General features: G+C 46.4%; 9 protein-coding genes. All 9 read left to right on the top strand.

Translation table 11 applies throughout. From position 1 onward, the window contains the following. The first annotated feature begins 335 nt into the window (after positions 1–335). Positions 336–1,868 carry a 3-oxoacyl-[acyl-carrier-protein] synthase III C-terminal domain-containing protein gene (locus SPB21_RS34465; RefSeq protein WP_163666356.1) on the top strand — a complete coding sequence of 511 codons (1,533 nt, stop codon included), beginning with the start codon at positions 336–338 and terminating at the stop codon, positions 1,866–1,868. A 131-nt stretch (positions 1,869–1,999) separates the two neighbouring features. After that, a complete protein-coding gene (locus SPB21_RS34460) occupies positions 2,000–2,980 on the top strand; it encodes a sulfite exporter TauE/SafE family protein (protein ID WP_163666358.1) in 981 nt (326 codons plus the stop codon). A 359-nt stretch (positions 2,981–3,339) separates the two neighbouring features. Then, a complete protein-coding gene (locus tag SPB21_RS34455; protein WP_163697743.1) occupies positions 3,340–5,811 on the top strand; it encodes a TIGR03118 family protein in 2,472 nt (823 codons plus the stop codon). A 284-nt stretch (positions 5,812–6,095) separates the two neighbouring features. Further along, positions 6,096–7,112 (top strand): helix-turn-helix transcriptional regulator, encoded by a 1,017-nt coding sequence (locus SPB21_RS34450; RefSeq protein WP_163666362.1) that lies wholly within the window; start codon positions 6,096–6,098, stop codon positions 7,110–7,112. Between the two features lie 236 nt (positions 7,113–7,348). After that, positions 7,349–9,445 carry a TonB-dependent receptor gene (locus SPB21_RS34445; protein ID WP_163666364.1) on the top strand — a complete coding sequence of 699 codons (2,097 nt, stop codon included), beginning with the start codon at positions 7,349–7,351 and terminating at the stop codon, positions 9,443–9,445. Positions 9,446–9,838: 393 nt separating this feature from the next. After that, entirely contained in the window at positions 9,839–11,635 is a 1,797-nt protein-coding gene (locus SPB21_RS34440) for an ABC transporter ATP-binding protein (RefSeq protein ID WP_499869566.1), read from the top strand. Next, a complete protein-coding gene (locus SPB21_RS34435; protein WP_250565034.1) occupies positions 11,602–12,186 on the top strand; it encodes a protein-S-isoprenylcysteine O-methyltransferase in 585 nt (194 codons plus the stop codon). Before SPB21_RS34440 ends, SPB21_RS34435 begins: the two co-directional genes overlap by 34 nt. An 11-nt stretch (positions 12,187–12,197) precedes the next feature. After that, positions 12,198–13,940, top strand: coding sequence for an ABC transporter ATP-binding protein (locus tag SPB21_RS34430; protein ID WP_499869564.1), 1,743 nt, complete (start codon positions 12,198–12,200; stop codon positions 13,938–13,940). Positions 13,941–14,263: 323 nt separating this feature from the next. After that, a protein-coding gene (locus SPB21_RS34425; RefSeq protein WP_250565035.1) for an IS1 family transposase occupies positions 14,264–15,092 on the top strand; the annotation gives its coding sequence in 2 pieces (ribosomal slippage) (positions 14,264–14,607 and positions 14,606–15,092; 831 coding nt in all). Positions 15,093–15,206 lie beyond the last annotated feature (114 nt).

The raw sequence follows: 15,206 nt of genomic DNA, 5'->3' as shown, positions 1-15,206 counted from the left end.
ATACTCAAGTTATGCAATTCTTTAGACTGTTTAGATTTTAGACCTTGTTAAGGTCAAATAGTCTCGGGATATTTGTTTGGGCTAGAAAATCCTGACCAGCTGTGGATTTAGGATCCAAGGGGCTTATAACTTCTGCCCTAACTGAAATTTCTCGGCATAAGCTCATACCTAGGTTTGGTTGCATAAGAGCATTTATCGTCTCAGCTAGGGGCATATTGAAAAGCTGAAAATACTTTTTGGGAAACTTTGAATTTTTTTCCTGATGTGACAGTGTCGGGATTTGACAAGTATTTCCCTTTAAAAGAGATTCAAGGATCATTAAAAGGAGTTATATCATGGTAATGGATGCAGTTGGAATCCGCTCCTTAGCATTATGTTTTCCAGATACAATTCGAACTAATGAATATTGGCAGGAAAAGTTGTCATCTGAGGCACCTCTAAGTGCACCAAAACGGGTTCGAGTTAAACGCCCTCGTCAATTTACTCCTAGTGCAGATGGGCTTGATATCTGGTCACGTGCAGTTGCACCATATTTGCCCGATCCATTTCGAGGCAGTGTGGAGCGAAGAGTAATTGGAGCTAAAGAGTCGTCACGCTCCCTCGAGTATCGTGTGGCTCAAGATGCTTTGTCGGCGGCTGGCTTAGTTTCAGATGAGGTTGAATTACTAATAGTCACTTCTATTTTTTCAGAGTCTTTAGGCTTACAAGATGCCTCTGACTTGTCCCAACAGTTGGGGCTGAAAGCGCCAGCCTGGAACTTGGAAGCAACATGTTCCAGTGCTTTAGTAGCATTGCAGAATGCCAGTGCTTTAGTAAAGGCTAACGAGCACAGACATGTTTTAGTTGTAGTTTCACATGTTGGTTCAAATGTTAGAGCAGACGATGATACGCTTTCGTGGTCATTGGGTGACGGAGCAGGGGCATTTGTCGTTAGTTCGCTGAAACCACATCAGGGGATTTTGGGTACAAAGATGATACATACTGCAGAAACAAGAGGAGCCTATATTTACGAGCCTGCTATCAATGCACAAGACCAGCCACGTATTTGTCTGCGCACAGGTGAAAACGCCAGTTCTCTTGCTGAAACGGCTGTTAAATTTGTTCGAATATGTTGCGAGGGAGCGCTCACTGCTGCTGGGGTAACGCTTGAGCAAATAAAGTTTTTTTCATTTAATACACCCTCTGCTTGGTATGCAAACGTTTGTACTCAAGCACTAGAAATTGATTCCAATAACACTATAAATCTCTATCCCTACTATGCAAATATTGGTCCTGTTTCGCCGATTGCAAACCTGTATCACGGGATGCAAAATGCCAAGTTTCAAGAAGATGATTTAGTGCTTGTTTATACGACTGGCGCAGCATCAACAGCGGCAGCAATGGTTATACGATGGGGAGATGTAAAACTTGGAGCAACTCCAGCTCCTCCCCTAGATGAAGAACTTACACAGCACATCGCAACATCTTATTGTGAGGCTGCTCCTCAATCCTCGTTGTCTCAGGTGGGCTATATTTCCCGCTCAAAAATTTTAAACGCCAGACCTAATCAAAGTCGGCAAATCTTAGAAATAGCTTTGTTAGAATGGCTAGCGACCTATCTTCAACGCCCAATTTCTGACTTCAATGCTCAGGAATCAATGGCTGCGTATCTTGATTCTCTTATGGTGTTCACTCTAAGGACCCATATTGAGCAACATCTCCAGATCCAAATTCCCATTGAACAATTTTTTAATGATAGTAGCTTGACTCAGCTTATTGAATTTATTTTAAAGCAATTATTGTTGGTAGACCTGATTGAAACTGAATCTATTGCAGAGAACAAACTTAGTAGTGAAAAAACAGTATCCAGGAAAAAACTCCTTTTTTAAACAACTTTTTCGATCTAAATCTTATTTGTGTTTGTCATTGGGTGAAGCTTTATCTGTTGGAGTATTCGGCTCCTTGCTTCCATCACAAAGTGCTAGCGCGGAGGTCATCAATCCATGCGAGTGTTTTTAAGATGAAGGCTCTAGCAAGTGCGGCTAAGCATAAACTCAGCATCTGTCTCTTGATTGCCTCATTCGTCTGGAGTGTCTGGTTTATCCTTTTAGGACCGACTTCTATTATTAATATTTTGCAGGCTTATTGGCCGATAACATTGACGATGCTGTTTGGCTCGATGGTGGCAGGCGGTACTAGCATGGGTGGCGGAGCCGTTGCATTCCCTGTCCTGACAAAACTCTTGGAGGTACCACCCCACGAGGCTAAGATATTTGCCCTCGCCATTCAAAGTGTGGGCATGACCGCTGCCACGCTTACCATCATCGCCATGAAAACTAAGATAGACTGGCGACTCATTTGGTGGGCCAGCAACGGTGGCTTGATAGGTATCGTAATTGGCACGCTGTTGCTGGAACCTCGGCTGCCTCCTGATTTTATTAGGTTGTCATTCACTATGATGACAAGCAGTTTTGGATTGGTGATGGTATTTATTCAACTACGTAATAGTGAACGGTGTATTCTGCATCCTTTTTGGGGACATCAAGAACGGGCTATTTGGTGGACGACGGGCTTTGTCGGCGGGATCATTAGTGGGCTGGTGGGTTCGGGAATTGATATTTTTGCCTTTTCGGTGATGGTGCTGCTGTTTCAAATGTGCGAGAGCATTAGCACGCCGACTTCAGTTGCCTTGATGGCAATTAATGCGATCGCAGGGTTTGTTCTGCACGGCCTATTCCTTAACGACTTTGGTTTCCCTGTTCGAGAATATTGGCTGGCCTCGGTGCCTATTGTTGTTGTGGGGGCTCCTATCGGCGCGGTTTTGTGCAGTTATGCCCAACGTCATCACATTGCGATCGTTCTACTAGGATTGATTTTTACTGAATTAGTCAGCTCTCTTTTGCTCATTCCACTTACTTGGAATAGTCTTTTGGCTTCCATCTGTGTTCTGACTGGCTTTCTTTGCTTTTATATCTGGATTGCCCACGCACAAGTCAAATAAAGCTTTTCTATTATATCTAAGTAGGCTCAGTCCAGACAAATTTTCCGTTAATTTTAAGAAAAAGTTTTGAATTAACTTAAAGGCTCTCAAATGAGACTACCTAGGGTATTTTCAATCTCCAGAATACCTGAAGGGCTTAAGAAAATACCGCTTGGAGCTGTTTTGCAGACCCTTATTATTTACGCTTCATAACAAACCTTACATTCGAGAGCTTGTGTTTGCAAAATATTGCAACCGCAGCATAGCCTCTCCAGAAAATGTTGGAACAACTATGAGAAAGGTACTCATATGATTCCAGGGGGACACCTTAGAGTTCAGCTAATAATTCGTTTCCAAGTCAACGAAGGATAATACTGTTTATGAATAGCGATTCATTGAATCTAATTGACAATGACTCAGGCTATGTGGTCACTAATTTAGTGTCCAATAATCCCGATAACAATCCACAACTACTAGATCCTTATGTCAGTTTAGGTTGGGGAATTGCCATTCGACCTGCAGGATTGGGTGGTCACTTCTGGATCAACAATTCCGGTACCGGTACCGTGACCGAATATGTTGGCGATGTTGGCGGTGTTCCTATATATCAGGATAGTCTTAAAGTAGTAGAGGTTTCTCCCACACCACTTAATCCCTTTGAGCTGTCTGGACCAACGGGACAAGTATTTAATGGATCTGGTGATTTTATCATCACCCAGGAGCATCCCAATGGTGACATCACTGCTCCCAGCAAATTTATCTTTGTATCTAGCGATGGCGGTATTTCTGCCTGGACCGAGCGCCGCAATGATGATGGCACTGTTGATCGCCCCCTAGTGTCTGAAGTGGTGGTGGATAAACTGGGACAATCCATCTATTACGGGTCGGCGATTACCAACTTTGAAAGCGATAATCGTCTGTATGTGGTCGATTTTGGTCCTACACCAGGGATTGAAGTTTATGACGCTAACTTTTCTGAGATTACGGACAATTTTGAGTTTATTAATCCCTTTATTGATGAAGGGTATGCCCCCTACAACATTCAGAACGTTAACGACTCTCTATTGGTTGCCTATGCGATTCCATCGCCGGTTATTCCAGGGGATGAAATCATTGAACCTGGCCTGGGCAGAGTAGCCGAATTTGATTTAGACGGTAACCTGATCGCCATTTGGGATGATGAAGGGCTTTTAAATGCGCCCTGGGGATTTGTCGCAGCCCCCGACAATTTTGGCGAATACAGCAACATGCTGCTGGTGTCTAATTTTGGGGATGGCACTATCGTGGCTTTTGATCCTACGACGCAAGAAGCCGTTGATTATTTACGGGATGGCAACGGTGACCCCATCGTTATTGACGGTCTTTGGGGCTTAGTCTTTGGTAATGGAGGCAGCCTTGGTGAAACCAATGATCTCTACTTTGCTGCCGGTAATGATATCGGCAACAATCCAGGAGATGGCGTTTTTGGTAAGGTTGAAGTTGCCACCGATGTGGATGTCCCGGCACCAGGGGGGGATCAAACCTTTACGGGGACTGCCGATGACGATCTGCTGGTGATTGATGGAGATAACAACACCTTCTCTCTAGGGGCAGGCAATGATACTCTGACAGCTCGTGGCCTTAATCAAACGGTAACTGCTGGCGACGGTGACGATATTGTGAGTATCGGTAGTGGCACCGTTGATTTGGGTGGCGGTGACAACTTTGTGACCGCCAGTGACGGATCGACTACTGTCACCGCTGATGCAGGTAATGACACGGTTAATTTAGTCAAGGGTGACCTGACGGCTAATGTCGGTGAGGGCGATAACCATATCACCTCCGGTGCTGGAGATGATATGGTCACAGCAGGCAGTGGTGATGATATTGTCCATGCGGGTGCAGGCAATAATACCCTCGACCTGGGTGGGGGGAACAACACGGTTAATACCATTGTTAACCAGGGCAATTTCCTAGTATCCATTGGTCAAACCACTGTTACCACTGGCAGCGGTAGCGATACCTTTAGACTGGGTGCTGGTGAGGGCATTGTCACGATTACAAACTATGATGCTAGCGATCGTTTTGAGCTAGTCGGCTTAAAGTCAGATTTTTCCGGGATTCTTGGCTTTAGTGACTTGGCTATTATTCAGGAGGGTGCAGACACTGTTATCACCCTGGCTGGTACAGACGATGTGTTGGCCATTTTGCAAAATGTGTCAGCCGACGCCATCAATAGCGGTGATTTTGAACTGGGTCAGACGCTGGTAGGTGGGGATGCTGACGACACCCTTGACGCTGGCGGTGGGGATGACACCGTAGCGGGTGAATCAGGTAACGATATCATCACAGGCGGCGGCGGTGATGATGTGCTGCGGGGAGATCGCAACTCCCGCGATGCTCAAACAGGTGAACCTGGCGGTAACGATATTATCTTTGGTGGCGACGGCAATGACCGCATCGGTGGCAAATCTGGTAACGATATCCTCAGCGGTGATGCCGGCGATGACTACATTTGGGGTGATGCCGGTGATGACATCCTAATGGGTGTCACTGGCAACGATATCCTCGTAGGCGATAACGACTCTGGCGGTAGCGGCAGCGACTTGTTTGTCTTTGGCAATGGCGATGGCACCGATACCATTCTTGATTTTGAGGTGGGCGTTGACCGCATCGGCCTGATGGAGGGTGAGCTGGTGTTTGCTGACCTTAGCCTGACTCAGGATGGTGACAATACTCTGCTGGGCGTCACCAGTACTGGTGAAACGCTGGCAGTGCTGCAGAATGTTCAAGCTTCTGCCCTTGGGGCGAACAGTTTTGAGATTGTGCCTGATATTTCCGACCCTAGCGGTGGGTTGAGCTTAGCAGTTTAGATTAGAGAAAGGCTGGAAAAAGGGGACAGGGAGACGCGGGGATGCAGAGATCTATCTGAAGCTGCGTCCCCCTGTCCCCCTGTCCCCGCGTCCATCTCAAGCCCTGTCCATCTCAAGCCCTGTCCATCTCAAGCCTTATCCATCTGTAGTCGCTCCTGATGGAGCAGACACTGCTGGCTATTGACAATTAATTTCAATAACGTAAAAATATTCATGTATATAATATTCCAGCTATAAGGCGTGATTGCTTCGGTGAGATCGCACCTAGCGAAGCATCAGTTATTATGTCAAGTCAAGTCTTTCTTTCCGATCACGATCTTGAAGAAATGCTGGCGGAGCTGCAGCAAGAGGCTGAGCAGCCAGATATCGGTAAACATTATCAAGCAAACGATAGTGAGATTGTATGGACCCTCAATAAACCCTTTGGTAAATGGTTTAACCATTCATTTCATCTAAGGGATTATCTTACTCTAACCTTAACCGAATGGACCTTCCAAGAGAATTTTAACTTCACAATGAAGAGCCAGACAGAGCCGTTATTTGGCTTCTCATTTTGTATGTCTGGCGGGTTTAGCGTAAAGCCATTTGGTAGAGCTAAAGAATTTGTAGCCCATGCTCGTGATACCCATATTGCCTTTTTTCAAGGCGATATGCAGACTACGTCTGAAGTGGATTCTGGTCAAACAGTTTCCCTCGTTCAAATAGGGGTAAAGCCCGAGCTTATTAATACCCTATCGACAGAAGTATCGGACCCATCGCAATCGGTTTTGCACCAGACCTTTTCCAACTATCAGACTGGAAAGTCGTGGTTAACGATAACGATGACTCCAGCAATGTCCATTGCTCTCCAACAAATTCTTCAGTGTCCCTATCAAGGAATAACAAAACAACTCTATCTGGAAAGTAAAGCGTTGGAGCTGATTACCCTGCAACTACATCAGCTTACTGAAGACCGATCGACCGCATCCACATCGCTTAAGTTGGACGATATCGACCGCATACATCTGGCTCGGGATATCCTGATTCGTAATCTAAACGAGCCACCTTCCCTATTGCTCTTAGCAAAGCAAGCGGGCATCAATAGTTTTAAGCTCAAGCAGGGATTTCGTGAGATTTTTAATACGACCGTATTTGGATACCTACATGCCTATCGGATGGAAGAAGCACGGCGGTTGTTACAGTTGGGCAAGTTGAATGTGACTCAAGTTGCTCAAACTGTTGGCTATGATCATCCAGGCAAATTTGCAGCTGCTTTTAAGAAAAAGTTTGGTATTAGCCCAAAGATGCTTAAGTCTTGCTAGTCAGTAGAGTGACGCGAGGACGAGAGGGTAGAGTGACGCGAAAACGCGGGCAAAGGGAGACGCGGGAATCCCTGATTGATCAAGCTCTCCGTGTCTGCGGGGCTCCCCCTTTCCGTGCCCTAACAATACCGGAAGGGCTTAAAAAAATACCGCTTGGAGCTGTTCTGTAGGCCATTATTGCATAAATTTCTCAACAAGCCCTGGTGTGTGTGAGGAATAGTATAGTGCGAAAATTTATGTTCAACGAACTTAGGGTATTTGGCATAGCTGCGTTTACCCTGTTAGCAACAATGCCTCCGACTATGGCAGAAGAAACGCTGCGCATTATTGTAACGGCCGAAAGAACGCCTGAAGATGTTCAAGATGTGCCCATTAGCATCACGGCTATTACTGAGCAGGAAGTTGAAGATGCGGATATTACATCGTTAGAAGACATTGCTCGCAATACTCCTAACTTTACATTCTTCTCCAGCGGTGATCGCTCCTTTGGGCTTTACAGCATTCGAGGGCTGTCCAATAGCACTGCGATTTCAAATCGAGATCCGGTTGATTTTTATGTGGATGGCGTTCCCTATAATTTTGCGTCTTTTATAGATTTTGATCTACCAGATTTGGAGCGTGTGGAGGTACTGCGGGGTCCCCAGAGTGTTCTATATGGCAGAAACTCCCTAGCGGGGGTGGTCAACTTGATTACCCGCAAACCCACCGATACCTTTGAGTTTAGCGGGGTGGCTAGCTACGGTAACTATAATGACCTGGATTTAAGGGCCAGTGTCAGTGGCCCCATCATTGATGATGACCTGTTCTTTCGTCTTTCTGGCAACTATGGTTCACGGGACGGCTATCTCCGCAACACATTATTGGATGATGGGGTTAATGAACAATCTGGCGGTAATGGTCGAGGACAGTTGTTATGGACTCCATCAGATAATCTAGAGATTGCATTAAATACTTCATTTAATAACTACCAAGATGGAGCAAATGCCTATGTAATTCTCAATACTGATGATCCATTTGAAACTGAGCAAGATATTGATGGCTTTACCGATCTGGTCTCCAATGACCAGTCGTTACGCGTTGCCTATACCCATCCTGACTTTCGTTTCACCTCCATTACCAACCGTCGCTTTTCTAAAAATGATGTTGAATTTGATGGAGACTATACAGCCGCAGATGCTTTTGTGGTGACCATAGAAGAACTAACCAACACCATATTTAGTCAAGAATTACGGCTTCAGTCTCCTGAAACTGCAGAACGATTTGAGTGGATCCTGGGGGGATATTATGAATCAAATCACACTGACTCAATTAATAATGGTCTGATCAATGGTGATGATATCGCGACGATATTTGGCCCCACATTTCCTCTCCCTCCTGGCAGTATCAATGTAGCCAACGCTGAGGTCAATAGCGACACATTTGCTATTTTTGGTCAGATGAGCTATCGCCCCATTGATGCCCTTACCCTCACCACGGGCCTCCGCTATGAGTCAACTAATAGCACCCTGGAAAGGTTCGATCGATCGATTGCGATTCCTGGTCTGCCAGATATGCCTTTTATCTCTCTAGATGAGATTGAACAAAATGGGGATGAATTATTACCTCGCTTTGCAGTTGAGTATCGTTTCTCTCCGGACCTGATGGCCTACGGCAGTATTACCCGAGGCTATCGCCCTTCGGGTGTCAATTTAGGTCCCGGTGGTGAGGATTCTGCCACCTTTGATGCGGAGCGTTCCTGGAACTATGAAGTGGGTTTGAAATCCTCCTGGCTAGATGATCGTCTAGCGGTTAATCTTGCCCTGTTTCATACTCCGGTGGATGATTTTCAGATACTACAGTTTGATCTAATCGGCAACTCGTTTACTGACAATGCCGATGTGAGCATTACGGGCTTTGAGCTAGAGGCTAGGGCTACCCCTGTACCAGGGTTTGATATTATTGCTGGTCTGGGTTTGACCGATGCTGAATTTACTAACTTTACCAATCCCTTTACGGGAGACGATGCGGAGGGAAATAATCTTCAGTTTTCTCCTGATGTTACCTATAATCTTGCCCTCCAGTATCGCAGTCCCCAGGGACTGTTTGGGCGGTTAGAGCTTCAGGGATTGGGGACTACGTTTTTTGATGATGCCAATACCATAAAGCAAGAGCCCTACGCCATTTTCAATGCTCGTCTGGGATATGAGTTTGACAATACTGGCATCTATCTCTTTGGCAATAATATCTTTGATCAAGAGTATATCAATCAGGCCTTTGCCTTTCCTCCTTTCGGTACGTTGGCATCCTATGGAATGCCAGCAAATTATGGGGTACAGGTGAGGACGCAATTTTGAGTGGTGGTCGAGAATAAGGGGTGAGGGGGAAGCGGAGACAGGAAGATACGGAAAGAGGGGGAGGGTTTAACAAGTAGCGTCTCCGTCAATCATTTCCTTTGGTTGGATATGCTCATCTCGGTAAATTTGCCGCTACCTTTAAGAAAAAGTTTGGCATTAACCCAAAGGCCCTAAAATCAACCTCATTAGAAGATTTAGAAGTCTGAAAATACCAGAGGGGCCTTAAAGAATACTGCTTGGAGCTGTTTTACGAACCATTATTATCTAAATTTTTGAATAAGCCTTGTGTCTAAGGGAGGGATAAAAAATAATTTAGTACGAAAATTCATATCCAATCAAAAGACTAACCGTAACTTTCACCATTCTTTCCGGTAATTTATTACTGGTATTCTTATGAAAAATCGCCCTTTTACTAAACCGCCAACGGGACTCTGGAGCATCGTGGCTCCGGTTAAGGGCAAGATTGCGATCTCAATCATCCTTGCAGCTCTGAGTTCTCTCACCAGTCTTGGAGCTCTGCTTGCTTTTCCGCCCATTGCTGCTAACCTGCTTTCTGATTCTCCCCAGCCTGATTTGATTTGGCGCTGGCTGGCCGTTGCCATAGGACTAGTAATTGTTGCCTTTACCTCGCGCGTTCTGGCATTTAATATTTCTCATATGGCGGCCTTCAAGCTGGAGGTAATTCTGCGCACTGCACTGACAGAACATCTGGCTCGAGTTCCCCTGGGCTATGTGATTACGATGGGTTCAGGAGCAGTGAAGAAACTGGTGCAGGATGATGTTAAGGCGCTACATGCGTTTGTCGCCGATAGTACTCCCCTGATCGGCCAGGCCTATACGATTCCGCTGCTAACCCTGGTGACCTTATTTGTTGCCGACTGGCGTTTGGGGTTAATTACCCTGGGGGTGTTGCCTGTAGGTATGATTTTTATTCGTTTGGCCTTAAAAGACTATGCCCACCAGCGAGATGCCTATAATCGTGCCAATGAGGCCATTAACGGCGTGATCATTGAGTTTGTACAAGGGATGCAGGTGGTACGTACCTTCGATGATGGCAGTAGTTCCTTTGCTCGCTTTCAACAGGCCCTGGATGATTTTACCCGTAATCTGCGGGCTTGGAATCGAAAAACAAGGACTTCTGGTAGCTTAGGCTCACTGTTGTTTGAGCCGTTGCCAACATTACTCATCGTTCTAGCAGCGGGCACAGGATTTATGGCGCAGGGCACGCTAACATTTCCACGACTGTTGGTATTTTTGTTGTTAGCACCGCGACTATGTGGAGGCTTTAAACCTATACTTACCCTGTCTTCTTTTATCAATCAGTCTAATGCCGGGGCCTTACGCATCGGCTCAGTACTGGCGGAACCCATACTTCCCCAGCCGAGCCAGCCGCAACAACCTCAGAATGCTTCGATCGTCCTAGACAATGTTACATTTACTTACTATGGTGATCGCTCTGCCTTACAAAATGTGTCGTTAACCATTCCCGCTGGTACTGTCACTGCTTTAGTAGGCCCTTCTGGCGCAGGCAAAACGACCCTGGCTCGGTTAATTCCCCGATTTTGGGATGTGACCACCGGTTCGATGCAAATCGGCGGTGTTGATGTTCGCCAGATAACGTCTGATACGCTGATGTCCTGGGTGTCATTCGTATTTCAAGATACGTTTTTGCTCCATGACACGATCTACAACAATATTAAATTGGGCAAATCTGATGCCACCCAAACTGAGGTAGAAACAGCTGCTTGTGCAGCCCAGGCCCATGATTTTATTCTCTCATTGCCCCAGGGATATGACACCGTTGTTGGCGAACGGGGTGCACGACTGTCCGGTGGTCAACGCCAGCGTATCACCATTGCCCGCGCTATCTTGCAAGATACTCCCATTGTTGTGTTAGACGAGGCCACTGCCTTTGCCGATCCTGAAAATGAGGCCTTAATTCAACAGGCCATTGCCGCCCTCACCCAAGGTAAAACCTTAATTGTTGTAGCCCATCGTTTGGCCACTATCATGGGAGCCGATCAAATTGTCGTTCTAGATCGGGGACAATTAGTAGAATTGGGGCAACACGACCAGTTAGTGACTGCTAATGGCCTATACGCCAGACTTTGGTCACACCATCAAACCGCTCAAAATTGGCAAGTAAGAGGTCAATCATGGACACCCTCACTCTCAAAATCATCTTCTTAGTTTGCTTCGTATTAACGGGAATTATCCGCAAACCCTATCAGCGAGAGGTTAAGGATAATAACATCATCGACAATCGTAAAACACCTCTAGAGAATAGCTTGTTAGCATTTGTTCTTGTGGGGATGTTTGTTTTACCTCTGATTTATATAGTTACGCCATTGTTTGATTTTGCTAATTATTCGCTACCGATTTGGGCAAATAGTTTAGGGATTGTGATGTTTGCGATCTCACTCTACCTATTTTGGCGTTCTCACCATGATCTCGGCAAAAACTGGTCACCTACATTACAAGTCCGAGAAGACCATAGCTTGATTACCAACGGTATTTATCAAAGCATTCGCCATCCGATGTATACATCTATTTGGCTATGGGCGATTGCTCAAGCGTTGTTATTAACCAATTGGATTGCTGGTCTCTCAGGCATCATTGCTTTTGGTACGCTGTACATTCTCAGAATAGGCAATGAGGAGGCAATGATGCTAGAACAATTTGGTGAGCAATATCGAGAATATCGACAGAGGACGAAGCGGTTAGTACCGTTTCTTTTTTAACTGCCAAAAACATGTTCAAAACCTACTCCCACATGATGACCGTTGCCGGTCCTTACAGACCGCAACTACAAAAGACTCTCTGTTTATCTGCCATTGCATCTGTCATTCAAGGTATTATTTTCGCCTTGTTCTTTCCGTTGCTCTCAGCATTGATAGCCCAACCTATCAATACTCAGCGTGTATGGACGCTACTGGTGATTTTGGGGCTACTTATCCTTATTGAGGGATACATTCGGTGGCAAGAGCTGCATTTTGGTTGGATTACCTCTAGTGAGGTGGCTCATGACACTCGTTTGCGCTTGGCAAAACAGCTACGGCAGATGCCTTTGCAGGAACTAAATCGGCGGCGAGCAGGGGATCTCAATGTGGTGATGAGTGGCAATGTCAGCGAATGTGTAATCTGGATCGGTAGTCTAAGTACCCTGGTGATTCAGACCCTGGTGACGCCGTTGGTAGTGGTGGTGGTGACGCTGTTTGTGGACTGGCGGCTGGCACTGACATTATTGGTGAGTTTTCCTCTGGCAATACCTATTTATCGCTACATGCGAACTCTGAGAAAGAGAAGTTTAAAAGCTGTTTCAGCGGCGAATGCAGATACCGCTTCCCGGGTAGTGGAATATGCTCAGGGGTTGCCAGTACTCCGGGCGACAAAACAGGTGGGAGTGAGATCACAACATTTACAAACGGCCCTTAAGCGTCAGCGACAGGTACAGGCACAGGGACAACGGTTGGCTAATTTACCCTCAATGGCCATTGCAACGTTGGTGGAAGTGGGGCTGATGGTTGTTATTGGTTTGGGTGCTCTGTTTATTTTGCAAGGCAGTCTGTCTGTAGCAGCTTTGTTTGCCCTGGTGGTAATTACCATGAGATTTAGCGAACCCCTATCGCTGCTCATCGTCTTTGCGGGTGTGTTTGACCTGATGGAAATTGCCCTGGAGCGAATTGAGACGGTGATGGCGATTCCGTCTTTGCCGGTGCAGGAGCCTCTAGCCCAGCTGGCTTGTTTTGATATTGAATTTGATCAGGTATATTTTCGCTATGCTGAGCACACTGAATGGACTCTGCGAGATGTGTCGTTTCAACTGCCGATGCGATCGCTAACGGCTTTGGTGGGTCCCTCTGGCAGTGGTAAAACTACAATTACGCGCCTGATTAGTCGTTTTGCCGATGTTCAAAATGGCTCTATTCGCATTGGCGGTGTTGATGTACAACAGGTACAACCGGCTGAGTTAATGCGGTGTATCTCGGTGGTGTTCCAGGATGTGTATTTGTTTGACGATACGATTCTTAACAACATTCGTATGGCTAAACCAAATGCCACCAATGCTGAGGTAGAGGCAGCGGCCCGTGCGGCTAACTGTCATGCGTTTATTACTCGATTAGCCCATGGGTATGAAACTCGCATTGGTGAAATTGGCGGTGCCCTATCAGGGGGCGAACGTCAGCGTATCTCTATTGCCCGCGCGATTCTTAAGGATGCGCCCATTGTTGTGTTGGATGAGCCTACCTCAGCATTGGATACGGAAAGTGAAGTGGCGGTTCAGACTGCCATCAATCGACTAGTGGAGAATAAAACAGTCATTGTGATTGCCCATCGACTTTCAACGGTGGTTGGGGCAGATTTAATTCTTGTTTTGGCAGATGGCCAGGTGGTTGAACAAGGTACCCATCGGGAATTGTTAGAGCAGCAGGAGCGATATGCAACGATGTGGACTGTGCAGCAGCAATCCCTGGGGTGGCGAATTATGGCTTGAGGTAGGTATGGGAGGTGAACTCTACAAGAATACCTATCTAGCGAATGTTTGAATAACTCTTAAGAAACACACTTGTCAGTCATGGGCTTAGGTTAAGCATAGGCCTGCGACTTTCATCACATCGGGGTTCTCTCTAAAATGAGCATCGTACACTATCACCTAGAGAAACCGCCGCGATTGGGCAGCTGCACAGCATTAAATCCCGGATATACCGCATTCTACAGCTGGGGTACTTTAAAGTTCGTCATCTCTTTTTTTGTTTGGTCGTGAACCAAAGAAGTGTGGGAAACGTCCTGTAAAGGGATGCTATCTACCCGAAACCAATGGATTGCCCCTATTGCGACTATCCGAAGACTCACAAACACGGTAAAACCAGCAAAGGAACTCAACGCTACAAATGCGCCCACTGTACGCGTACCTTCGTCGAAACCTTTGATACTTTCTACTATTGGCGTCAGGTCAGTGCCGATGAAGTGGAGAGCATCCTTCAATCGCAAGCAGAAGGGAGCAGTTTACGGGGCATTAGTCGAATCAATAAACGCGCCTACAATACCGTCGTGAGTATCGTCCATGCGGCGGCTTACCGAGCTCAGTTGGTTCATAACGAAGAAGTTAAGGAAATTGAGACAGAGCAAGTGATTGCCGATGAGATGTGGTCATTTGTAAAAAAAACAGAAACGATGCGGGCCTGAGGATATCAATCTGGGAGACTGCTGGATAGGGGTAAGTTTAGCCAAGCAAAGTGGACTCATCCTGACTGCCCGAGTGGGCAAGCACACGGATGCAGTCTTAGAAGAACTCATCACCTGCACCGAAGGCAAAACAGATTGTAAGGTCTGGTATACCAATGATTGCGCTGGCTATGGGCGAGTATTGCCGCCTGAGGTAGTCCATGTGGTTGGCAAAGAGAACACCCAAAGGTTAGAACGAACCAATGGTATCATTCGGCAACAGACCGGTCGTTGGCATCGACGACAGAATAAGTTTGCGAAAGTCTGGCAGACGACCGAGAGTATTACTCGACTGGTCGTGACCTATTTCAACTGGATATGGCAGCACAATCGCACAGGTGATACGGCTGCTCAGAGAGCAGAGATAACCACGAAACCTTGGTCCTGGAATGACATTGCTGCCCATCCCACTTTTTTCTGAGGCACGACCCGCTAACGCACTCATGCGAGGCACGACCTCAATCGACACACTCCTTTACTTTAGAGACTTTCGTCCTATTATGTCTAGAATGAAATAGCCCTGCACTGCTGGTAT

This window comes from Leptothoe sp. ISB3NOV94-8A (assembly GCF_043421595.1).
GTDB lineage: Bacteria > Cyanobacteriota > Cyanobacteriia > Phormidesmidales > Phormidesmidaceae > Leptothoe > Leptothoe turfae.
Note: the sequence above shows the minus strand (reverse complement) of the source record. Positions and strands in the feature narration are given on the sequence as shown.

Excerpts from the sequence above, each read along its gene's own strand:
- SPB21_RS34450 (WP_163666362.1), top strand. The coding sequence starts at position 6,096 with ATGTCAAGTCAAGTCTTTCTTTCCGATCACGATCTTGAAGAAATGCTG.
- SPB21_RS34430 (WP_499869564.1), top strand. The coding sequence starts at position 12,198 with ATGTTCAAAACCTACTCCCACATGATGACCGTTGCCGGTCCTTACAGA.
- SPB21_RS34465 (WP_163666356.1), top strand. The coding sequence starts at position 336 with ATGGTAATGGATGCAGTTGGAATCCGCTCCTTAGCATTATGTTTTCCA.
- SPB21_RS34435 (WP_250565034.1), top strand. The coding sequence starts at position 11,602 with ATGGACACCCTCACTCTCAAAATCATCTTCTTAGTTTGCTTCGTATTA.
- SPB21_RS34445 (WP_163666364.1), top strand. The coding sequence starts at position 7,349 with ATGTTCAACGAACTTAGGGTATTTGGCATAGCTGCGTTTACCCTGTTA.
- SPB21_RS34455 (WP_163697743.1), top strand. The coding sequence starts at position 3,340 with ATGAATAGCGATTCATTGAATCTAATTGACAATGACTCAGGCTATGTG.
- SPB21_RS34440 (WP_499869566.1), top strand. The coding sequence starts at position 9,839 with ATGAAAAATCGCCCTTTTACTAAACCGCCAACGGGACTCTGGAGCATC.
- SPB21_RS34460 (WP_163666358.1), top strand. The coding sequence starts at position 2,000 with ATGAAGGCTCTAGCAAGTGCGGCTAAGCATAAACTCAGCATCTGTCTC.